Origin of the sequence: Neisseria sp. 27098_8_158, assembly GCF_041433145.1 — a bacterium.
Lineage (GTDB): Bacteria > Pseudomonadota > Gammaproteobacteria > Burkholderiales > Neisseriaceae > Neisseria > Neisseria subflava_E.
On sequence record NZ_JAPWAZ010000001.1, the window covers coordinates 613,546 to 637,514 of the forward strand.

21 protein-coding genes, 3 tRNA genes and 1 pseudogene are annotated in these 23,969 nt (G+C 47.4%); 9 read left to right on the forward strand and 16 right to left on the reverse strand.

What is annotated here, in order from left to right:
* Positions 1 to 31: 31 nt before the first annotated feature.
* The 3 genes from iscU to iscA all read left to right on the forward strand — a co-directional run bounded on the left by iscU (position 32) and on the right by iscA (position 1,161).
* Positions 32 to 418, forward strand: a complete 387-nt coding sequence (gene iscU, locus O3681_RS02955) for a Fe-S cluster assembly scaffold IscU (RefSeq protein ID WP_371459244.1) — start codon at positions 32 to 34, stop codon at positions 416 to 418.
* Between the two features lie 107 nt (positions 419 to 525).
* Positions 526 to 771 carry a recombinase RecA gene (locus O3681_RS02960; protein ID WP_371459245.1) on the forward strand — a complete coding sequence of 82 codons (246 nt, stop codon included), beginning with the start codon at positions 526 to 528 and terminating at the stop codon, positions 769 to 771.
* 69 nt (positions 772 to 840) lie between these two features.
* Entirely contained in the window at positions 841 to 1,161 is a 321-nt protein-coding gene (iscA, locus tag O3681_RS02965) for an iron-sulfur cluster assembly protein IscA (protein ID WP_049330777.1), read from the forward strand.
* Here the strand turns inward: iscA and O3681_RS02970 are convergent.
* Positions 1,121 to 1,343: pseudogene (locus O3681_RS02970) on the reverse strand (alternative ribosome-rescue factor A). The gene iscA and the pseudogene O3681_RS02970 overlap by 41 nt on opposite strands.
* 79 nt (positions 1,344 to 1,422) lie before the next feature.
* Here O3681_RS02970 and hscB point away from each other — a divergent pair.
* Positions 1,423 to 1,923 (forward strand): Fe-S protein assembly co-chaperone HscB, encoded by a 501-nt coding sequence (hscB, locus tag O3681_RS02975; protein ID WP_070814220.1) that lies wholly within the window; start codon positions 1,423 to 1,425, stop codon positions 1,921 to 1,923.
* Positions 1,924 to 2,030: 107 nt separating this feature from the next.
* On the opposite strand, the gene O3681_RS02980 is transcribed toward hscB, so the two are convergent.
* The 8 genes from O3681_RS02980 to O3681_RS03015 form a co-directional block, all read right to left on the reverse strand.
* Entirely contained in the window at positions 2,031 to 2,603 is a 573-nt protein-coding gene (locus tag O3681_RS02980; RefSeq protein ID WP_063075835.1) for a 50S ribosomal protein L25/general stress protein Ctc, read from the reverse strand.
* Between the two features lie 65 nt (positions 2,604 to 2,668).
* Positions 2,669 to 3,652: a ribose-phosphate pyrophosphokinase gene (locus O3681_RS02985; RefSeq protein WP_107723665.1), complete on the reverse strand. Its 984-nt coding sequence runs from the start codon at positions 3,650 to 3,652 to the stop codon at positions 2,669 to 2,671.
* A 176-nt stretch (positions 3,653 to 3,828) separates the two neighbouring features.
* Positions 3,829 to 3,904 (reverse strand) — tRNA-Gln (locus O3681_RS02990).
* Positions 3,905 to 3,915: 11 nt separating this feature from the next.
* Positions 3,916 to 3,991: transfer RNA gene (locus O3681_RS02995), tRNA-Gln, on the reverse strand.
* A gap of 10 nt (positions 3,992 to 4,001) precedes the next feature.
* Positions 4,002 to 4,077: transfer RNA gene (locus O3681_RS03000), tRNA-Gln, on the reverse strand.
* Positions 4,078 to 4,082: 5 nt separating this feature from the next.
* Complete coding sequence (gene ispE / locus O3681_RS03005) at positions 4,083 to 4,958, reverse strand: 4-(cytidine 5'-diphospho)-2-C-methyl-D-erythritol kinase (protein ID WP_107723353.1); 876 nt, start codon at positions 4,956 to 4,958, stop codon at positions 4,083 to 4,085.
* Positions 4,940 to 5,524, reverse strand: a complete 585-nt coding sequence (gene lolB / locus O3681_RS03010) for a lipoprotein insertase outer membrane protein LolB (RefSeq protein WP_371459246.1) — start codon at positions 5,522 to 5,524, stop codon at positions 4,940 to 4,942. Before lolB ends, ispE begins: the two co-directional genes overlap by 19 nt.
* A gap of 56 nt (positions 5,525 to 5,580) precedes the next feature.
* A complete protein-coding gene (locus O3681_RS03015; protein ID WP_371459247.1) occupies positions 5,581 to 7,443 on the reverse strand; it encodes a tetratricopeptide repeat protein in 1,863 nt (620 codons plus the stop codon).
* A 175-nt stretch (positions 7,444 to 7,618) separates the two neighbouring features.
* Here O3681_RS03015 and O3681_RS03020 point away from each other — a divergent pair, with 175 nt between their 5' ends.
* Positions 7,619 to 8,224: a CoA pyrophosphatase gene (locus O3681_RS03020; RefSeq protein WP_150537772.1), complete on the forward strand. Its 606-nt coding sequence runs from the start codon at positions 7,619 to 7,621 to the stop codon at positions 8,222 to 8,224.
* Positions 8,225 to 8,276: 52 nt separating this feature from the next.
* On the opposite strand, the gene cysG is transcribed toward O3681_RS03020, so the two are convergent.
* Positions 8,277 to 9,674, reverse strand: coding sequence for a siroheme synthase CysG (gene cysG / locus O3681_RS03025; protein ID WP_371459248.1), 1,398 nt, complete (start codon positions 9,672 to 9,674; stop codon positions 8,277 to 8,279).
* Between the two features lie 299 nt (positions 9,675 to 9,973).
* Between cysG and aroA the strand changes: the two genes are divergently transcribed.
* Together aroA and recA are read left to right on the forward strand one after the other, a co-directional pair.
* Complete coding sequence (gene aroA, locus O3681_RS03030; protein WP_371459249.1) at positions 9,974 to 11,266, forward strand: 3-phosphoshikimate 1-carboxyvinyltransferase; 1,293 nt, start codon at positions 9,974 to 9,976, stop codon at positions 11,264 to 11,266.
* A 147-nt stretch (positions 11,267 to 11,413) separates the two neighbouring features.
* Positions 11,414 to 12,460, forward strand: coding sequence for a recombinase RecA (recA, locus tag O3681_RS03035; RefSeq protein WP_003680794.1), 1,047 nt, complete (start codon positions 11,414 to 11,416; stop codon positions 12,458 to 12,460).
* A 92-nt stretch (positions 12,461 to 12,552) separates the two neighbouring features.
* On the opposite strand, the gene fghA is transcribed toward recA, so the two are convergent.
* A complete protein-coding gene (gene fghA / locus O3681_RS03040) occupies positions 12,553 to 13,401 on the reverse strand; it encodes an S-formylglutathione hydrolase (protein ID WP_371459250.1) in 849 nt (282 codons plus the stop codon).
* A gap of 496 nt (positions 13,402 to 13,897) precedes the next feature.
* Here fghA and O3681_RS03045 point away from each other — a divergent pair, with 496 nt between their 5' ends.
* A complete protein-coding gene (locus O3681_RS03045; protein WP_107723666.1) occupies positions 13,898 to 15,610 on the forward strand; it encodes a proline--tRNA ligase in 1,713 nt (570 codons plus the stop codon).
* A gap of 65 nt (positions 15,611 to 15,675) precedes the next feature.
* Here the strand turns inward: O3681_RS03045 and pflA are convergent, their stop codons facing one another.
* The 5 genes from pflA to O3681_RS03070 form a co-directional block, all read right to left on the reverse strand.
* Positions 15,676 to 16,482, reverse strand: coding sequence for a pyruvate formate lyase 1-activating protein (pflA, locus tag O3681_RS03050; protein ID WP_107723667.1), 807 nt, complete (start codon positions 16,480 to 16,482; stop codon positions 15,676 to 15,678).
* A 139-nt stretch (positions 16,483 to 16,621) separates the two neighbouring features.
* Positions 16,622 to 18,907: a formate C-acetyltransferase gene (gene pflB, locus O3681_RS03055; protein ID WP_107723360.1), complete on the reverse strand. Its 2,286-nt coding sequence runs from the start codon at positions 18,905 to 18,907 to the stop codon at positions 16,622 to 16,624.
* Positions 18,908 to 19,209: 302 nt separating this feature from the next.
* Positions 19,210 to 20,508, reverse strand: a complete 1,299-nt coding sequence (locus tag O3681_RS03060; RefSeq protein WP_199903848.1) for an adenylosuccinate synthase — start codon at positions 20,506 to 20,508, stop codon at positions 19,210 to 19,212.
* A gap of 43 nt (positions 20,509 to 20,551) precedes the next feature.
* A complete protein-coding gene (locus O3681_RS03065; protein WP_049322192.1) occupies positions 20,552 to 21,709 on the reverse strand; it encodes an ATP phosphoribosyltransferase regulatory subunit in 1,158 nt (385 codons plus the stop codon).
* Positions 21,710 to 22,030: 321 nt separating this feature from the next.
* Entirely contained in the window at positions 22,031 to 22,834 is an 804-nt protein-coding gene (locus O3681_RS03070; protein WP_003680807.1) for an outer membrane protein assembly factor BamD, read from the reverse strand.
* On the opposite strand from O3681_RS03070, the gene rluD reads away from it, so the two are divergent.
* Positions 22,833 to 23,957, forward strand: coding sequence for a 23S rRNA pseudouridine(1911/1915/1917) synthase RluD (rluD, locus tag O3681_RS03075; protein ID WP_371459251.1), 1,125 nt, complete (start codon positions 22,833 to 22,835; stop codon positions 23,955 to 23,957). The two genes, O3681_RS03070 and rluD, sit on opposite strands and share 2 nt — an antisense overlap.
* Positions 23,958 to 23,969 lie beyond the last annotated feature (12 nt).

The window sequence follows — 23,969 nt, forward strand, 5'->3', positions numbered from 1 at the left end:
ACACCACTAAAAACACAAAGGAAATCACATCATGGCATACAGCGATAAAGTAATCGACCACTATGAAAACCCCCGCAACGTCGGCACTTTCGACAAAAACGACGAATCTATCGGCACCGGCATGGTCGGCGCGCCGGCCTGCGGCGACGTCATGCGCCTGCAAATCAAAGTTAACGATGAAGGTATTATCGAAGATGCAAAATTCAAAACTTACGGTTGTGGTTCTGCCATCGCTTCTTCCAGCCTGATTACCGAGTGGGTCAAAGGCAAAAGCCTTGATGATGCACTGGCAATCAAAAACAGCGAAATTGCCGAAGAGTTGGAATTGCCTCCAGTTAAAATCCACTGCTCCATCTTGGCTGAAGATGCGGTAAAAGCAGCCGTTGCCGACTATCGTAAACGTCAGGAAAACAAATAATCTTGTTTCCCAGATACTTAGTTTGCAGACATTAATGTCTAAATCGGCTTGATAGGCACCAACTGCCATATAAATGCGCCAGTACCTGCAAAATCAAAGGAAGCAAAATGCCTTTTACCGATAAAGAAATCCAATCCCTACTTGCTGTCAAAGGCATAGGTAAAACCATATTGCAGCGTTTGCAGCAAATGGGTTTGGATGATGTTGCCAAGCTGGCGGCGGCAGATTTGGACGATGTTTTGGAACTAGGGGAAAAATTGACCGGCTCGACCTGTTGGAAAAACAGTCCGCAGGCAAAAGCTGCCATTACCGCCGCGATAGAGTGGGCAAAACAGCGTTTTCAGACGGCCTGATAATCAAGATGCCGTCTGAAATAAAAAAGCAGGCAAAACAGAAAATGATTGCGAAATGAGGAAAAAAGCATGATTACCATCACAGAAAACGCAGCCAAACACATCAATAACTACCTGACCAAACGCGGCAAAGGCTTAGGCGTGCGCTTGGGAGTGAAAACCAGCGGCTGCTCGGGCATGGCATACAACCTGGAATTTGTCGATGAAGTGAACGAGGATGACCTGATTTTTGAAGAACACGGCGCGCGCGTTTATATCGACCCGAAAAGTTTGGTTTATCTGGACGGCACGCAAGTCGATTACACCAAAGAAGGTTTGCAGGAAGGTTTCAAATTTGAAAATCCGAATGTCAAAGACTCTTGCGGCTGCGGCGAGAGCTTCCACGTTTAAAATATAAAAAATGGCGGGAAAGTATCAAAACCATCCCGCCATTTTTTGGCTTCTTGCCTATTATAGCTACCCTTGCCTTTTCTTTTTCGTTCTACTTTGTGTCGGAACAAATCAGATTTGACTAAGGCTTTTAAGGCATTGTCTCGTATTTTGCCTTTATTGTGTTGCACCTTACCGGTCATATTGTTTTCCTTTCGTATAAACAGTTTCCGGATTATATCGTAAAACAATCCTCTTCTTTAGATTTTTTCCTTTAATATCATGTCTCAATACTTTAACCTCTTCCAGCTTGAGCCATCTTTCAATATTGATACCGAAGCACTCGAACAGACCTATCGAGCTTTAGCTGCCCAATTTCATCCCGATAAATTTGCTTCTGCTTCAGCTTTTGAGCAGAAACAAGCCGTTATGATGTCTTCTACAATTAATGATGCCTACCGTACATTAAAAAGTCCTATTGATCGGGCTGCTTATCTCTTGAAAAGCCAAAATATCGATGCTGATGCACCTGAACACACTTCGTTTTCACCAGAATTCCTCATGCAGCAGATGGAATGGCGGGAAACATTGATGGATGCTCAAATGGAACAAAACCATGATGCCATCCGGGCACTGGATCAAGAAATCCAAGAAGTACAAAGCAACCTATATCAAGATTTGCAACAAGCATTTGAACAACAGGATTATGAATCAGCCGCACAATGGGTGCGGCATGGGCGCTTTCTTAATAAACTTCGCAATGAGATTGCTTCAATCTTATAAAGTACATTGCTGTTACATTTACCTAAGTTTTATAGCAAATAATTTTATATGTAAAACAAAAACCGTATCAGATTTATCTGATACGGTTTTCTTATCTTAACTACCTATTAGCGTTTTTTACCGGTAACAGTAGCAACAGCCAGGTTTTCGTTACGTTTCAGAGAAACGCTTTCAACACCTTCTGGCAATTTGATATCTGACAAGTGCAGAATGTCGCCGGCAACTACGGATGCACAATCCAGTTCCAAGAAAGCAGGAATGTTTGCAGGCAAAGCAACTACTTCAACAGAAGTGTTCAACAGAGATACACGACCACCTTGCAATTTAACAGCTTGAGAGTTTTCAGCGTTAACAATGTGCAGAGGAACACGGATACGTACAACTTGGTCAGCTTTTACAGCTTGGAAGTCGATGTGTTGAACTTCACGACGGAATGGGTGCATTTGGAAGTCACGCACGATAACGTCTTTAGTTTCACCGTTCAAAGACAGTTTAATCAAAGCAGTATGGAAAGATTCTTTTTCCAATGCGTAGAATACAGTTTTGTGGTCTACAGCGATAGCAACAGGCTCTTGACCTTCACCGTACAGAATGCCAGGGATTTGGCCTTCGCGACGCAGGCGGCGGCTCGCACCAGTGCCTTGGGCTTCGCGAACAGAGGCTTGAATTTCGTAAGTCATGTTTAATACTCCAATTTAGATAAAATCGTCGTCATCGGCCGCGACCAGCTTAAGACGACATCGGGTTATGGCAGCAACATGCCGCCAGTCATCACATCTTCATTGAAAAGATATGAGACGGATTCTTCATTGCTGATACGGCGTACCGTTTCAGCCAGCAAACCGGCAATGGTAACTTGACGGATGCGTTCACATTTTTTAGCTGCTTCAGACAACGGAATCGTATCTGTTACAACTACTTGGTCAATTTCAGAAGAAGCAATTCGATTCACTGCTTCGCCGGAGAATACTGCATGGCTGGCGTATGCCAGTACACGATCTGCACCGCGCTCTTTCAGGGCAACAGCCGCTTTACACAAGGTGTTTGCCGTATCGATCATATCATCTACGATCAAGCAAGTACGGCCTTGAATATCGCCAATGATGTTCATCACTTCAGCCACATTGGCTTTAGGACGACGCTTGTCGATAATAGCCAAATCAGCATTTAAAGATTTAGCAACAGCACGTGCACGTACAACACCACCGATATCAGGGCTGACAACAGTCAGGTTCTCAATGCGCTGTTGTTTAATATCGTTCAATAAAATCGGGGTAGCGTAAATATTATCTACCGGAATATCGAAGAAACCTTGAATTTGGTCGGCATGTAAGTCAACAGTCAATACGCGGTCGATACCTGCTGAGTACAACATATTTGCTACCAATTTAGCAGAAATCGGTACACGAACAGAGCGAGGACGACGATCTTGACGCGCATAGCCAAAGTAAGGAATCGCGGCAGTAATACGACCAGCAGAAGCACGTTTGAGTGCATCAGCCATAGTCAAAATTTCCATCAGGTTGTCATTGGTAGGCGCGCAGGTAGGTTGCAAAATAAACACATCGCGACCACGCACATTTTCCAACAATTCAATGGCTACTTCGCCATCAGAGAATTTGGAAACAGTGGCTTCACCGAGTGAAATATCCAAATGTTTGACAACACGTTGCGCCAATTCCGGATTTGCATTACCGGTAAACACCATTAAACTGTCATAAGCAGCCATATCTTCACCTGATTCTAGATTTGATTTACGCGCAGAAAACATTACGCTTCCCTTCGCCCTATGTCTAAGACACTAATCACGCGATTATACGCGTAAAGACGGGTAAAAAAAAGTTTTTCAGCGTTATTTCGCTCTGAGCGTAAAAAAGCGTGTAAGAAAACTTACACGCTTTTATTTGGCTGGGGAGGAAGGATTCGAACCTTCGCATGCTGGAATCAAAATCCAGTGTCTTAACCGCTTGACGACTCCCCAATAAAGGGTGTTGGCTGGGGAGGAAGGATTCGAACCTTCGCATGCTGGAATCAAAATCCAGTGTCTTAACCGCTTGACGACTCCCCAACAAAGGGTTTGGCTGGGGAGGAAGGATTCGAACCTTCGCATGCTGGAATCAAAATCCAGTGTCTTAACCGCTTGACGACTCCCCAACTTACTAAATCATATGATACAGCGGATGAACATCTAATCCTTCCACACAATAAGCTTCATATGATTGAGAAACCTGTTGGTAAATTGTATGTGCTTTTTGATGAGATTTACTTGCTATAAACAAACAAGCCCCGGAACCAGTCATTAATGCATGACCATATTGGGATAACTCAATATAAGCCTTCCAAACTTCAGGATATTCCTGAAACACAACCGCCTGCATATCATTTTGAAACGGCTGTAACGATTGGAAAGTCGGCATTATGCTGGGTTTGGAATCCCGTGTCAAGCCTTCATGCGCAAAAATTTTAGCTGTTGCCACATGAACGGGGGGCTTAACGATAACATACCATTGTTTAGGGACATCTATTTCAGCCAGCTTCTCGCCTACGCCTTTGGCAAAAGCACTTCTTCCAAAAATAAAAAAAGGAACATCCGCACCAAGACTTACACCTAAATCAATCAGTTGCTGCCTGCTCAAACCGCATTGCCACCATTGGTTTAAAACCATTAAGACTGTGGCTGCATCGGAGCTGCCGCCGCCTAAACCTCCGCCGGTCGGAATCACTTTATCCAACCAGATTTCAACGCCGTTCGGTACGCTTGCATATGGTAGTAATAATTTAGCCGCCCGATAAGTCAAGTCCTGTTCGGGCTCAAGTCCTTCGACCGGCGTATGCAGAATAATTTGCCCATCGGTACGCATTTTCAGATGAACGGTATCATATAAACCGATCAAACAGAAAATACTTTCCAAATTATGATAACCGTCGCTCCTGCGGCCGGTAATCCTCAAATCCAAATTTAATTTAGCCGGCGCAGGAAAGGCTTGGATTTCCTCTGAAACAGACATGACATCCTCTATTTGCGTGCTGCGCATCGGGTTTGTCCATTCTTATCCAAAGAGTGGTTTACTGTATCGAACACCAAGCGGATATTAAACTTGGCATTCTCAAGTTGAAGCGTTTTGGGCTGTCCTGAACTATTTAAAGTACGCGATATCGTCCAGTCAAACTGCTCCAGACGGCCATCAGGCAGAATTTTGTATGGCGCATTGGCAACGCGTTTACCATCTGCCCAAATATGCAAATATTGAACCGGCAAAGCAAAGCCCAAAAGCTGTCTGCTCAATTCCTCAGCCGTTTCCGCCTGATAAACCTTATCCTTACTGTCTACTGCCAATACGCCTTCGCTGTCTTGACACAGCTGGCCTACGGTATTGCCCAACGGTGTATTCACATCAATGGTTTGAACCGCGTTCTGATAAGTCCAGTTGAAATTGGCATAAGAGCCTTTTCCTTCCACTTTGACAGCCAATCGGCCATCCGCACTAAAATCCTGCACCTGCTCTGCTGCTTGCCAACTGTTTTGCTGAGGAAAGTTTGGCTGCGCACAAGCGGCTAAAAGCAATAAGGCTGCAACCGATGATATTTGTTTTAAATTCATGGATATTCCTTCATAGGCCGTCTGAAATCAAACACTTTTCAGACGGCCTTTGAGTTTTATTTGTGTTTTTGAGTATGCGGTTTGCTGGGCGTTATACCGAATTTGGACATTGTCTCTTTTAATACTCGGAGATTGCTTCCGCGTTTCAAACCGTCATTCCAGATTTCTTTGGCCTTGTTTTGGTCGCCAAGTGTCCATAGGACTTCGCCCAAATGCGCGGCAACTTCGGCTTCAGGTTCTTTTTCATAGGCATATTGGATATACGGCAAAGCTGTTTGTGCATCGCCTTTAAGATAATAAGCCCAGCCTACACTATCATTAATGGCTGCGCTTTCCGGCTCCATTTGATAGGCCGTCTGAACCATTTTGAATGCCTCGTCCAAATCCTTGCCGCTTGACAACAAGGTATAGCCCAAAGCATTCCAACCGTGCGGATTATCCGGATACAGCTCTACCACACGGCGTAAATCGGCAATCGCCTTGCCTGGCTGATTCAGCTTCTCATAAACCATCGAACGTTGATACAGTACATTGGCAAGCAGCTCAGGAGAAGCTTGGGTTTTCAAGGATTTTTCGGTAGAACTTACCAAGCTATTTAAAGCATTCAACGATTCTTGAAGATTGGTATTTTTAGACAATACGAACAAAGCCGTATTCAACAAATCACTGGCTTCAAAATAACGTCCTCTTTGCTCGGGCATTTTTTGTGCGCGTTGCACCAAAGCCCAAGCCTCTTTATGGTTGCCCTGTTTGGCTTCGATGGAAGCAGCCAAAATGGTTTTATCAAACGTATAAGCCGTAGCCGTTACCTTATCCAGCCATTGTTTGGCTTTGGTTAATTCTTCAACATCATTATAAGAAACCGCGCCAATCAACGCCGCACGGCTGCGCTGCTCTTCCGTGCCGGCTTTATAAGCCTTTTCCAGATAGCTGTTTACCGCAGAAATATTTTCTGTCTTGCTGGCTGACAATAAGGCGGCCTGAATATACAAATCAGGGTTAGGATTTTCTTCCAACAAAGTCTGCAAACGCTTAAAAGCCTTATCATTTTGGCCATGGGCGATCAAATTGGCGATGTCCAACTCCTGCCAAATCGGAGATAAGGTTTTGGTGTCTGTCTCTTTGAAGAAGCCGTCCAGAATATCAGGATGCCGTTGCGCCATCAGACGCAGGGTAACAAAAGTCGGCGGCAGAATTTCATTGTCCAACTTGGCCAAACGTTGCAATGCGGCAATGGCATGTTTCTTTTGACCGTCTTTTGCACTAAAAATTGCATCCGCAATCGCCGCTTCAGGGAAGTCTTTATAATTCAAGGCCGTTTTATGCACCTGTTTGACCGCATCGCTGGTCAGATTCGGCTGTTGGGCTGCGGTTTGTGCCAAAAGCAGGAACACGCGCTTTTGCTCGTCTTCACTACCGCCGGCAATCACCTTGTCTAATCCGCTCAAATTCTTATCGGCTTTGCCCAGCAGCAAATTGCGCAACCAAGTCATACGCTTTTGTGTTTCACCAGGCTCCGGCTCGATTTCGCGCCATTTTTGGTAAATGGCTTCAGCCTGTTCAAAGGCGTTTAAAGAGACCGCCATCTCCAAAGCACGTTCGGCCACTTCGGGAGATTTGGTACGATGCAACGTCAAAATATAAGTAAACAGTGCAGAGGCGGCATCACCCTTTTGCAGAGCCAGTTCTGAATTTAACAAAGTGAAAACCTGCGAGGTGCGGTTTTGTATACCCAACAGACGTATCCGCTCCTGCTCACGCTCTTCGGGAGAAAAACGGTCGGCACGGCTTTTCTTTTTGATAATCTTAGCCGATTCAAAAACTGTATTTGAATCGCCGGGCGCGGCAAAAGTTTGTGTAGCAAACAACATCATGACAGCCGTAGCTGCCACTCGAATACGGGATGGGGAAAACAACATAACTATCCTTTTTGAGAACCTGCCGGCATTTTCAGACGGCCTAAGCACTTGCAAAACAGACGCAAAGCTTTATTTATCATTCAGGCATAACTGTAACACACGCACCCTATTTTGTTGACACGGTAACCGTAAACCTTGTGTAATCCTCATCTGCATAAAACGATCAGCGCCAAAAATGAATACCGACCACCTTATCCATTTCCTAACTCAAGCTTCACGCTTCAGCAGCCGTATGCAAGCAGAGCGCAATCAATTATTTACCGCCCAAACAGTCAAAGAAGCAGCCGTTTTGGTCGGCATTGTCTTGCATGAAGGAGCGTGGCAAATTTTACTGACCAAAAGGGCCGAAACCTTAAGACAGCACACTGGACAAATCGCCTTTGCCGGCGGCCGCAAAGATACCCAAGACGACAGCCTAACGGCAACGGCGTTAAGAGAAGCTTATGAAGAAACCGCCATTCCGATTACCGCATGGCAGACTTTTGCGCCGCTACCCTTTTATGACACGCCTTCCAGCTACCGTGTTACGCCTGTTCCGGCAATTTGCACCCAGCCAGTCAACCCTAAAGCCAATCCCGATGAAGTAGCTGAAATTTTTTATCTGCCTTTGGATTTCGCCTTAAACCTGCAAAACTACACATTCCGTCATCTTCATCACAACAATCAAACCCTCGCCCTCCCCGCCCTGCCTTTCCAACACTATGACATTTGGGGTCTGACAGCAATCATCCTATATGGACTGGCAGAACGTTATCAGCAATATTGCCAAGCTTCTAAATAAGGCAAGGCCGTCTGAAACCAATGTTCAGACGGCCTTATTTGATCAATCCTCTTTACGCCGCTTCTTCATAGCATTCGACAAATTCTCCAAACCATTTCATCTCATCGCGCAGGGCAACCACTTCGCCAATCACCATTAAAGCTGGACGCTCTGCTTCGGCAGCCAGCAAGCCCAAATCTTTCAGACGGCCTGTCCGCACGGTTTGATTGGGTAAAGTCCCATTGGAAATCACGGCAACAGGTGTAGAAGGCTGCCTGCCATAAGCCATCAACTTTTCCGCAATCTCAGCCGCTTTAAGCGTACCCATATAGATTACCAACGTTTGGCGGCTTAAAGCCAAAGTCTGCCAATCAGGCTGATTGCCCTCGTGTTTGCTGTGGCCAGTTACAAATAAAGCACTTTGGGCGCAATCGCGATGTGTTAACGGAATACCGGCGTAAGCAGTAGCTCCAAGCGCGGCAGTAATGCCCGGCACAATGCGGTAGGCGATTCCGGCCTGATGCAGGGTTTGCACTTCCTCCCCACCACGTCCGAACACAAAAGGATCGCCGCCTTTCAACCTTACCACACGCTCGCCTTTTTGAGCGTGTTCAACCAACAGACGATTGGTTTCTTCCTGCTGGACATGGTGCGCACCGGCGCGTTTGCCCACGCTGATTTTCACTGCATCTTTACGTACCATCGCCAAAATATCATCCGATACCAAAGCATCGTAAAACACCGTATCCGCAGCCTGTATCGCCTGCAAAGCATGTATAGTCAGCAAGCCCGGATCACCCGGCCCTGCGCCCACCAAAACCACTTCGCCGCCAAACGGCGTTTCCCGATTCAACTGCGTGATCAATTCACGTTCTGCCGCTTCGATATTGTTTTGAGCTGCAAAAATACTGAAACGGCTGTCGAACAACTTCTCCCAAAAATAACGGCGTTGTTCGACATTATTCAGCGCTTGCTTAACCTTTGTGCGCCATTTGCCGGCAATACGCGCCATCGTGCCCGTATGCAGCGGAATCAATGTCTCAATAATCTGCCGCCATTTACGCGCCAATACAGGCGCAGTACCGCCGCTGGATATGGCGATCTTCAACGGTCCCCTATCCACCACGGCAGGTACGATAAACGAACACAAGTCCGCCGTATCCACCGTATTACACAATTTTGCCCGTCGTTCCGCCGCTTCAAAAACACTGTGGTTAAACACGTCGTCATCCGTCGCCGCAATAACAAAATACACCTCGTCCAACATGGCTTCTTCAAACAAGCCGCCCAGCCAAACTATTTTCCCTTCAGCCGCCCATTGCTGAAACTGCGAATTCAGAGTTTCCGCAACAACGCGCACGCGCGCTCCGGCAGATAACAGGCTTTCCGCCTTGCGCTCGGCAACCTTACCCGCACCTGCCAGTAAAACAGGACGGTCTCTCAAATCGGCAAACAAAGGATAATGGCTCATGGTCGTGTTCTTGCTTTATCAATGATTGTCCGCCGATATTAAAGGCCGTCTGAAAAAATAGGAAAGAATGGTTTCTGATTTTCTTATGGTGTTTGGTTATATACCTGCCACAACAAAATAAGTTATAGCGGCAAACACAAAACAGAAGCAGAAAATTTCAAAATAAACGATTAGGAGATAGTGCAACAATATAAAAATTCATTTTTTCACAAATAAATTGCGCCTTCTTCATTTTTCAGACGGCCTTTGCCTGCGTATAATATCGGTCTATTTACAATTCATACGAGCTTAGTCCAGCCATGACCGAATCCATCCGCCTGCCCGCTTCTACACTCAAGCCCTCCACCGTTGCCCTGCCCGGTTCCAAAAGCATCAGCAACCGCACGTTGCTATTGGCGGCACTCTCCGACAACGTTTGCGAAATCCATTCTTTGCTCAAATCCGACGACACCGACCGAATGCTTGAAGCACTCGACAAACTCGGCGTGCAAATTGAATCTTTACCTGAAGGCCGTCTGAAAGTTCATGGCACCGGCGGCCGTTTTCCCAACCAAACCGCCGATTTGTTTTTAGGCAACGCCGGTACGGCATTCCGACCCTTGACTGCCGCGCTTGCCGTTTTAGGTGGCGACTATCATCTGCATGGCGTACCGCGTATGCACGAACGCCCCATTGGCGATTTGGTGGATGCGCTGCGCATTGCAGGTGCGGACATAGAATATCTGGGCAATGAAAATTATCCGCCGCTTCAGATCGGCAAACGCCAAGACAACGGCGAGCGCGTTATTCCGATTAAAGGCAATGTTTCCAGCCAATTCCTGACCGCCCTGCTGATGGCTTTGCCCTTGACCGGACAAGCATTTGAAATCCACATGGTAGGCGAGTTGATTTCCAAACCTTATATCGACATCACGCTCAAGCTGATGGCCCAGTTCGGTGTGAACATCATCAATGAGGACTACCGTGTATTTAAAATCCCGGCCGGTGCCAAATATCATGCGCCGGAACATTTATATGTAGAAGGCGATGCTTCCAGCGCATCTTATTTCTTAGGCGCAGGCCTGATTGCCGGTACACCCATCCGCGTAACCGGTATCGGCGCACACAGCATCCAGGGCGACGTTGCCTTTGCACGTGAATTGGAGAAAATCGGTGCGGATATCATTTGGGGCGAAAATTTTGTTGAAATTTCCCGTCCTGCCGGGCGCAAGATTCAGGCTTTTGATTTGGATGCCAACCATATTCCTGATGCAGCCATGACTCTGGCCATCATTGCGCTGGCCACCAAACAGCCCTGCACCCTGCGCAATATCGGCTCATGGCGCGTCAAAGAAACCGACCGCATCGCCGCCATGGCAACCGAACTGAGCAAACTGGGTGCAGAAGTCGTTGAAGAAGCCGAAGCCATCCATATTACGCCACCCGAAACACTTACCCCCAATGCCGTCATCGATACTTACGACGACCACCGCATGGCCATGTGTTTCTCGCTGGCTTCGCTTTTGGGCGTTCCCATCATCATCAACGACCCGAAATGTACGCATAAAACTTTCCCCGACTATTTCCAAGTTTTTGCATCATTGACCAACTGATTGATTATTCAAAGTTTCAGACGGCCTGTTGCATACAAAAAACACAGACCGTCTGAAAAATAAAAATAAAACTATACTTTTTCTTAATTTATGCGATAATAGCTAAATAAATTCTTAGCGATTCATATTTCCTTTCGGAGAGAAAACATGTCAGACGAAAAAAGCAAAGCCTTAGCCGCCGCCCTTGCCCAAATCGAAAAAAACTTCGGCAAAGGCTCCATCATGAAAATGGACGGCAGCCAACAGGAAGAAAACCTTGATGTTATTTCCACCGGCTCCCTCGGCGTGGACTTGGCACTCGGCGTTGGCGGTCTGCCCCGCGGCCGCGTGGTTGAAATTTTCGGCCCGGAATCCTCCGGTAAAACCACACTCTGTCTCGAAGCCATTGCCCAATGCCAAAAAAATGGCGGCATCTGTGCATTCATCGATGCCGAGCATGCTTTTGACCCGATTTACGCCCGCAAACTCGGTGTAAAAGTCGAAGAACTCTATCTCTCCCAACCGGATACCGGCGAACAGGCATTGGAAATCTGTGATACATTGGTACGCTCAGGCGGTATCGATATGGTTGTTGTCGACTCCGTAGCCGCACTTGTGCCTAAAGCCGAGATCGAAGGCGAAATGGGCGACAGCCATGTCGGCCTACAAGCCCGCCTCATGAGCCAAGCCCTGCGCAAACTGACCGGCCACATTAAACGCACCAATACATTGGTTGTTTTCATTAACCAAATCCGTATGAAAATCGGCGTGATGTTCGGCAGCCCTGAAACCACGACCGGCGGTAACGCGCTCAAATTCTACGCCTCCGTCCGCCTCGACATCCGCCGTACCGGTCAAATTAAAAAAGGCGATGACGTTATTGGTAACGAAACCAAAGTCAAAGTCATCAAAAACAAAGTTGCCCCTCCATTCCGTCAAGCCGAATTCGACATTCTTTACGGCGAAGGCATCAGCTGGGAAGGCGAATTGATCGACTTGGGCGTCAAACATGACATCGTTGAGAAATCCGGTGCATGGTACAGCTACAACGGCGCAAAAATCGGCCAAGGTAAAGACAATGTACGCGTTTGGCTGAAAGAAAACCCTGATATCGCCAACGAAATCGATGCCAAAATCCGTGCAGCAGTCGGTATCAATGTCGATATTACCGAAGGCAAATTGGACGATACCGACGGCGAACGTCCTGAGGAATAAGTCTGTTTGAAATTAAAGGTTAAAGACCAAATAAAGGCCGTCTGAAATCCGACCATTAATCGGATTTCAGACGGCCTTTTATTCAATACTGCTTAAAGCCCCAATGCCTGAGCATGAAACTCAATATGCGAATCGATAAAGCTGGCAATAAAGAAATAGTCATGCCCATAGCCCGGGCGTACTTTATATTGGATATTGAAACCTTTTTCGCGTACTGAGCGGACAAACCCTTCCGGTTGCAGGACTTCAGGATACAAAGCATCTTCACTGCCGACATCAATCAAAACAGGCAATTTATGCGAGGCCGTCTGGAGCAGCTCTGTACTGTCATAGCGTTTCCATGTTTCCACGTTTTGGCCCAAATAAGCTGAAAACGCCTGCCTGCCGCCTTCCGTATCGATAGGATGACATAAAGGCGCAAAGGCAGAAACCGCAGCATATCGGCCAGGATGCTTCAAAGCCAAATGCAGCGCGCCATGCCCACCCATGCTGAAACCTGCAATGCTTCGCTCTTGCGTTACCGGAAAATGATGCTCGATCAAATCAGGCAATTCTTCGCTGATATAGCTTTCCATTTGATAATGCTGCGCCCAAGGTGCTTCAGTTGCATTAACATAAAATCCGGCGCCCTGTCCAAGATAATGCTCTTCACTGTCGGCAACATGCTGACCGCGTGGCGAGGTATCCGGAAAAACCACAATAATATTCCATTGCGCTGCAAAACGTTGGATTCCGCTTTGTTGAACCAATTCAGAACCATCACTATTTAAGCCGGAAAGAAAATATAAAACAGGTGCGGAATAGCCTTTTAAGACTTGTGGCGGTAGATAAACATCAAATACCATATCCGTCCGGCAGGTTTGAGAAAAATGGCGGTAGCGTTCCTGATGCCCGTTAAACATCTTTCTGCATTCCAGCAAATGCAATTCTGAATTTTTCATTTTATTCCTTGTAAGGAAACAACAATAAGCAGAATGTTAGCGCAAAACCTGCCCATCGTGTTGTTACCCCATCTTTTTAAGGTAACTAAATCTGCTTTAAACAAGGCTTGCCAATCATGCGAAATCATTACGCCGACAGCATTTAAAATCTATACACAATCTCTGTGGATAAATCTGTTGATAAGCTTTGGGTAATCGTAAAATTTTCTTTAGGAACAAACTAAGTCTTAAATTGACTAAAATTTAATCAAATAAAACATAATAAAATCAAGTAGTTATATTTATAAGATTTTACTATAATCATACAGTGAAAATTTATAGGTAAAACAAGGTTATGCGGCTTTGTGCATAAATTAGGGTTGACATCCCTAAAAATCACCCCGAATCGAAAGCTGCGTAAAACAACGGCCGATTTTATCAGGTGCCATTCAAAAGACACGCAGCCATACATTTTGAGTTACAATACGCACTTATTTTTAAGAAAGAAAAATACGCCATGAAAGCCTCCCAGTTCTTCATTTCTACCCTTAAAGAAGCCCCTGCCGAAGCCGCACTTGCCAGCCACAAGCTGATGATTCGTGCCGGCCTGATCAAAGCCAACGCATCCGGTCTTTACACTTGGATGCCAATGGGTCTGCGTGTATTGCGCAAAGTTGAAAATATCGTGCGTGAAGAAATGGCTCGCGCGGGTAGCGTGGAGCTGCTGATGCCGGTGGTACAACCTGCCGAACTGTGGCAGGAATCCGGTCGCTGGGAATTTTATGGTAAAGAACTGCTGCGCCTGAAAGACCGTCATGACCGCGATTTCTGTATGGGTCCGACTTGCGAAGAAGTCATTGCCGACATCGTGCGCAAAGAAGTCAACAGCTACAAACAACTGCCAAAAAACTTTTACCACATCCAAACCAAATTCCGCGATGAAGTACGTCCGCGCTTCGGTGTGATGCGCGCGCGCGAGTTCGTCATGAAAGATGCTTATTCCTTCCATGCCGACTATGCCTCGCTTCAGACGACCTATCAAGATATGTACGACGCTTATTGCCGTATCTTCACCCGTTTGGGTTTAGAATTCCGTCCTGTTGCCGCGGATACCGGCAGCATCGGCGGTACCGGCTCTCACGAATTCCAAGTATTGGCTGAAAGCGGCGAAGACGTTATTGCATATAGCGACACTTCCGATTACGCCGCCAATATCGAGCTGGCGCCGACTTTGCCGCTTAAAGGCGAACGCGCCGCTGCTCAGGCCGAGTTGACCAAAGTACATACGCCAAACGTCAAAACCATTGAGTCTTTGGTTGAATTCCTCAATATTCCGGTTGAACAAACCCTTAAATCCATCGTGGTCGAAGGCGAAAACGAAGGCGAACTTGTTCTGTTGCTGTTGCGTGGCGACCATGAATTTAACGATATTAAGGCAGAAAAACTGGCCGGCGTGAAATCACCACTGACCATGGCAAGCCCTGCCGCGATTATTGAACAGTTCGGCGCAAACGGTGGCTCTCTCGGCCCTGTCAGCTTCAACGGTAAAGTCTATGCGGATTTCGCTACCGAAAAAGGCGCAGATTGGGTTATCGGCGCGAACGAAGACGACTACCACTATACCGGCTTCAACTTCGGCCGAGATGCTGACGAGCCTGAATTTGTCGATTTGCGTAATGTCATCGAAGGCGATATCAGCCCCGACGAACAAGGCCGTCTGAAACTGGCGCGCGGTATTGAAGTCGGCCATGTCTTCCAATTGCGCGACAAATATACCCAAGCCATGAATGTCAGCTTCTTGGACAATAACGGCAAATCCCAAATCATGGAAATGGGCTGCTACGGTATCGGTATTACCCGCGTTGTGGCCGCCGCCATCGAACAAAACAACGACGAAAAAGGCATTGTTTGGACCAAAGCAATGGCGCCGTTTGAAGTCGTTATCGTGCCGATGAACTACAAAAAATCAGACGCCGTGCGCGAAGCCGCTGACAAAATCTATGCCGAGCTTTTGGCTGCCGGTGCGGATGTATTGTTGGATGACCGCGATGAACGTGCGGGCGTATTGCTGAATGACTCTGAGCTGTTGGGTATTCCTCACCGCATCGTGATCGGCGATCGCGCATTGAAAGAAGGCAATGTCGAATATGCCGAGCGCCGTGACAATCAGGCTCAAGCCGTTGCGGTATCAGAAGTTGTCGCCAAGGTTTTGGCCGCATTGAACGCTTAAGTCTTTTCAATAATGAAAAGGCCGTCTGAAACTGATTATTTCGTTTCAGACGGCCTTTTTCTGTTTTAATAAATAATGTTTTTTCCGTAGCTCTCTAATATTTCTTTGATTTTCAAAATGGTTTCTTTAGGCGGCGGATGTACCCCTTTTAACTTGTATTCATCGCCGCACAAAGCCCATTTATGTGCGCCCAATTCGTGATACGGCAAAAGCTCGACCATTTCGACATTATCCATATCACCGATAAACTCGCCCAATAAATGCGCTGAACGCTCATCATCGGTATAGCCTGGAACAACCACATAACGAATCCGCGTCGGCTGATTGCGTTCGGCAAGATAGCGCGCGAATTTCAGCGTTTTGGTATTAGGGATACCGACAAGCACTTTATGAATTTCAGGATCGATTTGTTTTAAGTCGAGCATGACCAAATTGGTATGATCGAGCAAATCATCCAAAATCGAATCATAGTGCAAAGCATAGCCATTGCTGTCGAGACAGGTATGAATATCGTGTTCCCGACAGGCCGTAAACCAATCGCGTACAAACTCATATTGCAATAACGGCTCGCCGCCTGTTGCCGTTACGCCTCCGCCTGTCGCACGCAGATAATGACGATAGGTCATGACCTGCTTCATCACAGTTGCCACGTCTAATTCCTGCGCCTGCTCGGTATGGAGATCCCATGTGTCGCGATTATGGCAATAAAGACAACGCATCAGGCAACCTTGCAAAAAGAGCACGTAGCGCAAACCCGGACCATCGACAGCGCCGCAAGATTCAATCGAATGAATAATGCCTTTGCCGTTATAGTGACGGTGGCCAAGGTTTTTCAGTTCCGGCTCGGGAGTGATGGCAAAAGTCGTGGACATAATGTTCGGCTCAAAAATAATTTTGCTGATGTGAATTGTACGATAATAAAGGCCGTCTGAACATTTCAGACGGCCTTGGAGCTTTGTTTCAAAACAAACCAAATGCAAATTTAACTTCTGGTTTGTTTCGCCACCCGGATTACATGGTTTCTGTGAACGTACGGGTAATCACGTCAAGCTGTTGTTCGCGGGTCAACGAGTTGAAGCGAACCGCATAACCGGACACACGAATGGTCAACTGCGGATATTTCTCCGGATTGTGCATCGCATCTTCCAAAGTCTCGCGATTCAAAACGTTGACGTTCAAGTGTTGACCACCTTCCAAAATACCGTCTTCATGGTGAAAATAACCGTCCATCAAACCGGCAAGGTTGCGTTCGCGAGAATGCTCGTCTTTACCCAACGCGCCAGGAATAATGGAGAAGGTATAAGAAATACCGTCTTTTGCAAACTCAAATGGCAGTTTGGCTACGGAAGTCAATGAAGCGACTGCACCGTTGACGTCACGGCCGTGCATCGGATTTGCACCCGGACCAAACGGAGCGCCTGCACGGCGGCCGTCCGGAGTATTACCGGTTTTCTTACCGTAAACAACGTTGGAAGTAATGGTCAACACAGACTGAGTCGGAGTAGCGTTGCGGTAAGTTTTGTGGGTTGCCACTTTTTTCATGAAGCGTTCAACCAAATCGCAGGCGATATCATCAACGCGGTCGTCGTTGTTACCGAATTGTGGGTATTCGCCTTCGATTTCGAAGTCGACGGCAATGCCATTTTCATCGCGAATCGGTTTCACTTTGGCGTACTTAATGGCGGACAATGAGTCGGCAGCCACAGACAAACCGGCGATACCACATGCCATCGTACGGATCACATCACGGTCATGCAATGCCATCAACGCGGCTTCGTAGCTGTATTTGTCGTGCATGTAGTGAATAATGTTCAGCGCGGTAACGTATTGGGTTGCCAACCAATCCATGAATTTGTCCATGCGCTCAAAGACAGTGTCGTAGTCCAAAACTTCGTCCATAATCGGCTCGGTTTTCGGACCAACTTGCTCTTTAGATTTCTCGTCCACGCCGCCGTTGATTGCGTACAGCAGAGTTTTAGCCAAGTTAGCACGTGCGCCGAAGAACTGCATTTGTTTGCCGACCACCATCGGGCTGACGCAGCAGGCAATGGCGTAGTCGTCGCTATTGAAGTCAGGGCGCATCAAATCGTCGTTTTCGTATTGGATGGACGAAGTATCGATGGATACTTTGGCGCAGAATTCTTTAAAGCCTTGCGGCAGTTGTTCTGACCACAATACAGTGATGTTTGGCTCAGGAGACGGGCCCATGTTGTACAGGGTATGCAGCACGCGGAAGTTGGTGCGTGTTACCAAGGTACGGCCGTCCAAACCCATACCGCCGATAGATTCGGTTGCCCAAATCGGGTCGCCGGAGAAGAGTTGGTCGTATTCCGGCGTACGCAGGAAACGGACCATACGCAGTTTCATCACCAAGTGGTCAATGAATTCTTGCGCTTGGGTTTCGGTAATCACACCGTTTTTCAGGTCGCGTTCGATGTAAATATCCAAGAATGAAGATACACGGCCGAAGGACATCGCTGCGCCGTTTTGAGATTTAACGGCAGCGAGGTAGGCAAAGTAAGTCCATTGGATGGCTTCTTGTGCATTTTTTGCAGGGCCGGAAATGTCGTAGCCGTAAGAAGCCGCCATTTCTTTCATTTGACCCAAGGCTTTGTATTGTTCGTTGATTTCTTCACGACGGCGGATCACTTCTTCCAAGTCCACACCGTTTTCCAAATCGGCTTGCAGTGAGTTGAACTGGTTGAGTTTGTCTTTCATCAAGAAGTCGATACCGTACAATGCAACACGACGGTAGTCGCCGATAATACGGCCGCGGCCATAAGCATCCGGCAGGCCTGTAATCACACCTGATTTACGGCAGCGGCGGATGTCGGGCGTATAAACGTCAAATACGCCTTGGTTGTGGGTTTTGCGATATTTGGTGAAAATTTCGCTGACTTCAGGATTCAATTCAACGTTGTACACTTTGCACGCATCTTGTACCATTTTCAAACCGCCAAACGGCATGATAGAGCGTTTCAAAGGCTCGTCTGTTTGCAGGCCGACGATGGTTTCCAAATCTTTGTCGATATAGCCTGGAGCATGGCTGGTAATACCGGATACGATTTGCGCGTCGATTTTATACGGCTCATGCGTACGGTTTTCAACCTTGATGCCTTCCATCACTTCCGCCCACAGTTTGGTTGTGGCTTCGGTTGCTGGTGCCAAGAAAGAGGCATCGCCTTCATATGGCATGTAGTTTTTTTGAATAAAATCGCGGACATCTACGTTGGTTTCCCAGTTACCACCGACAAAACCTTCCCAAGCGGCTGGACGTTGCTGAACATCATTTGACATATCAAGCTCCTAATTTTATTGAAAATATAGACTGTAAATTTTCTGAAAGGATAACATCAATACCCATTTATTTACAGGGGTTTTTATGAAATAAAATTACAGATTTGGTTTTTCTTGATTTACGTCAATGAGAATAATTGTTACTTAGCACTACATCTCACTTTCCAAACATTCGTACTTAAAAACAGCGTAAAATACAAAATTCAGCCCTGAAGACAGGTGTTCTTCAGGGCTGAATTTTTATTGCATTTTATATAAAAGGCCGTCTGAAAATTCAGACGGCCTTTTATTCACTTCATCAATTAAGCAAACGGATGGTGCAGAACGATGGTTTCTTCACGATCAGGACCGGTTGAAACAATAGCCACAGGCGCACCGCAAACTTCTTCAATACGTTTCAGATAAGCTTTAGCGTTTTCAGGCAGCTTGTCGTACTCTTTCACACCGAAAGTCGACTCGCTCCAACCCGGCATGGTTTCATAAATCGGTTTGCAGGTTTCTACCGCATCGGAGCCGCAAGGCAGAATGTCAGTTTTGCTGCCATCAGGCAATTCATAACCTACACAGATATTGATGTTTTTAATACCATCCATCACGTCCAGCTTGGTAATGCACATGCCAGAAATGCCGTTAACTTGAATAGAGCGTTTCAGAGCAGCTGCGTCAAACCAGCCACAACGACGCGCACGACCGGTTACAGAACCGAACTCATGGCCGCGCTCTGCCAAACCTGCGCCCACTTCGTCAAACAATTCAGTCGGAAATGGACCGGAACCCACACGGGTGGTATAGGCTTTAACGATACCCAAAACGTAATCCAGCATTTGCGGACCTACGCCTGCACCGGCAGAAGCGGCACCAGCCAAGCAGTTGGAGGAAGTTACAAACGGATAAGTACCGTAGTCGATATCCAGCAACGTACCTTGCGCGCCTTCAAACAACAGGCTTTCGCCTTTGCGGTTTTTCTCGTTCAAAACACGGGAAACATCGGTAATCATCGGCGTAATGCGCGGTGCAACTTTTTCAATGACCGCCATCACGTCTTCAACTTTTACCGGCTCGGCATTGTGCAGGTGTTGCAACTGGACATTGTAATAAGCCAAAACAGCTTCCAGTTTCTCAACCAGTTTTTCAGGGTGCAACAAGTCCACCACGCGAATCGCGCGACGGGCAACTTTATCTTCATAGGCCGGACCGATGCCGCGACCGGTTGTACCAATTTTGCTTTTACCGCGGGAAGCTTCGCGTGCTTGGTCAAGCGCAATGTGGTAAGGCAGAATCAATGGGCAGGTCGGCGCAATTTTCAGACGGCCTTCGACGTTTTTCACACCGGCAGCGTTCAATTCGTCGATTTCACCCAACAATGCTTCAGGAGAAACGACAACACCTGAGCCGATGAAGCAGTCCAAAGTCTCGTGCAAAATGCCGCTTGGAATCAGGCGCAAAATGGTTTTTTTGCCACCGACGACCAAAGTATGGCCGGCATTGTGGCCGCCTTGGAAACGTACTACACCGCTGGTTTCTTCCGCCAGCCAGTCAACAATCTTACCTTTGCCTTCATCACCCCATTGGGCACCGATTACGACAACATTTTTAGCCATAGCCATCTAACCTTATTTCAGATACAAAATTTCAAAATAAAACTCAATCGTTCAAAGCGATTACTTTCCAAACACCGTCTACCTGTTTCAGACGGCCTGTAACCTCTTCCGAACCGTTATAGCCGATACCGTAATCGATAACGACACATTGTCCTTGTTCGCGCAAAGCATCTACCGCTTCTTGAGCCGCAGGCATGTCCTTTACATCGACAGCCACCACGGATTCCCGTCCGATAGCAGGAAGGCGGCCGATGAAGCTGCGCAAATCAAAACTGAATCCGGCCGCAGGACGCGCACGTCCGAAGTATCCGCCCAATCCGTCATACCGTCCGCCGCGTGCCACGGCATCATGACGATTTGAACCATAAGCCGCGTAAAGCAAACCGGTGTGGTAATTATCAACGCGCAATTCCGACAAATCGATATGCACTTTTTGATTTGGGAACGCATCGCATACTGCCTGCAATTCATCCAAGGCCGCACTGACTGCGGACAATTCCGGTAATTTCTCTCTAGCCACAGTCAGCACTTCACGACCGCCATACAATCGGGGCAACAATGAAAACGCTTTTGCCCACATACCGTCAAGTTTCCACTCTTTGACCAACTGGCTGACAGCTTCGGCATCTTTGTCCTGCATCGATGACAGCAGGATTGCCGATTGCTGCTCATCCAAATGCGCGGCATTTGCTAAAGCACGGAATACGCCAATATGGCCCAATGAAAGCAAGACCTCGCCCATGTCGGCGATCTTCATGCTTTTCAGCATCAAATCAATCAATTCGATATCCGCTTCAATGCCTTCCAAGCCGTACATTTCCGCACCCGCCTGCAAAGGTTCGCGCATATTGAGCAATCCGTCAGGACGCGCATGAAGCACCGAACCGGCATAGCATAAACGGTTGATGCCTTGGTTGGCAGAAAGCAAGTGGGCATCAATACGCGCCACCTGCGGCGTAATATCCGCGCGGATACCGAGCTGACGGCCGCTAAGCTGATCAACGACCAAAATGGTTTTCAAAGACAAACCGGCATCGATATGCGTCAATAAGGAATGGCTGTATTCCATCAATGGCGGTTGCACCAATTCATAACCATGCACGCGGAACAAAGCCAACAGCCGCTCACGGGCGCTTTCCAGTTGTCGGGCATTGGTCGGTAACACGTCGGCAACGTGTTCAGGAAGCTGCCAAGACTTCATGAGAATCTACCTCTGTTTTTTTGTAAACATAAAGGGCTGATTAAATTTAAAACCAAATCAGCCTAACGACTGAAATTTTCCTGAATGCATCAATAGCAAATCTGATGCGGCTTCAACAAAACTGATTTTAAATTTAAACAGCCCCTGAGTAACGGCTTCAAACCGTCGAGTTATTAAAATCAGACTTTACCATATTAAAACGAATTTTGCACCCTGTTTACAGAGACCGTAAAAAACATTAAAAACAAAGGCCGTCTGAAAACCAAATGCATAGCTGCATCATTTTCAGACGGCCTTATTCATGCCTGAACAACCCGACGCTTAGCGCCAGTAACGCCACCAAGGCATATCGTCAGATCGCCATTCGTGTTGCAAGAACGGGCTTTGCGGGAAGTTGGTTTCCAAAACGCGACGTGTATCAGCGGCCAGTTGTGGCTTGTCCAGTTTTTTATACGCCAATTCCATCATCGCCAAAGCTTCTTCGACGTAACGGGTATTTTGGTAACGGCTGACAATTTTTTGCGCACGGTTGGCCGCTGCGACATAAGCACCGCGTTTCATGTAATAACGCGCCACAGATATCTCGTTACCACCCAACGCGTCCACCAGCTTGGCCATACGCTCGGTTGCATCGGCAGCGTATTTGCTGTTTGGATAACGTTGCACCAACTCGGCAAACGCCTGATAAGCATCGCGGTTGGCTTTCGGGTCGCGGTCGGACCAGTCTTGGGAAGCCAGCTTATTCAAGAAAGACTGGTCTTCGTTAAACAGGACCAAACCTTTCAAGTACAGCGCGTAGTCCATATTCGGATGTTGCGGATGATGGCGTTGGAAGCGCGCAATGGCAGCCAAAGCTTTTTCCGGCTCATCGTCTTTATAATAGGCATACGCCGTATCCAACTGGGACTGCTGGGCATAGCGGCCGTTTGGAAAACGGGATTCTAAAATTTCGTATAACTTGACAGCTCGCGTATAATTGTTGCTGTTCAATTCGTCTTGCGCTTCGGCATAAAGCTTTTCCACACTCCAATCTTGAGTAATTTGGGCGTCTTTATCGATTGTGCCTTTATTTGCGCAGGCACTCAGTGCCAAACCTAAAGAAACTACTAAAAGAATTTTTTTCATGCAGAATACTTCCTTTGATAACGAAGCCGATTATAGCGATGATTTAGACTTTCCGTCATCCCCTGAAACAGAAAGTTGTGTTAATTTGACCGTTCCGCTCGAAATGGCGGGCGGAAGGCTGGATGCCGTATTGGCCAAACTCATGCCCGACTACTCGCGCAGCCGCCTGAGTTCGTGGATTAAAGAGGGTGCAGTCATTGTAAACGATAAGCCTGCTCAACCCAAAGATAAAATGATAGGCGGTGAATTGATTGCCGTTACGGTACGTCCGAGCGAAGAAAACCTCGCGTTCACGCCCGAACCGATGGATTTGGACATTATTTATGAAGACGATACCGTCATCGTCATCAACAAACCGGCTGGGTTGGTCGTCCATCCTGCCGCAGGCAACTGGAGCGGCACCCTGCTCAACGGCCTATTGGCGCACTGTACGGAATTAAGCCAAGTGCCTCGTGCGGGCATCGTACACCGTTTGGACAAAGAAACCAGCGGTCTGATGGTGGTCGCCAAGACCCTGCCGGCGCAAAACTCATTGGTTCAACAGCTTCAAGAGCGCACAGTCAAACGCATTTACCGTGCCGTTGCCAACGGCATCGTTCCTTTTGACGGCAAAATCGAAACCCAAATCGGCCGCGATCCGCACAACCGCCTGAAAATGGCAGTCGTCAAATTCGGCGGCAAACCTGCCATTACCCACGTCAAAGTGTTGGAACGTTATCTGGCGCACAGCTACATCGAATGCTCGCTCGAAACCGGCCGCACCCACCAAATCCGCGTTCATATGCGCGAAGCCAACCATCCGCTGGCCGCCGATCCTGTTTACGGCAACCTGCGCCATCCATGCAGCGATGCGGTTAAAGAAGCCATCAAAGCCCTCGGCGCGCGCCAAGCCCTGCATGCCTACCGCTTGAGCTTTGTACACCCAAAAACCGGCGAAACCGTTTCCTTTGAAGCGCCTATGCCTGACGATATGTACCACCTGCTCTCCGTCCTGCGTCTGGAAGCCGGTTTGGATTCGTCCCTAAGCAACGAGGAAGAATGGCAAGAGAAATTCGGCATGGACGATGATGATGATTGGAATGAAGACGACTACGATGTCGAAGTCGTTTATGTAAGGGATTAAACCCATAGTTTC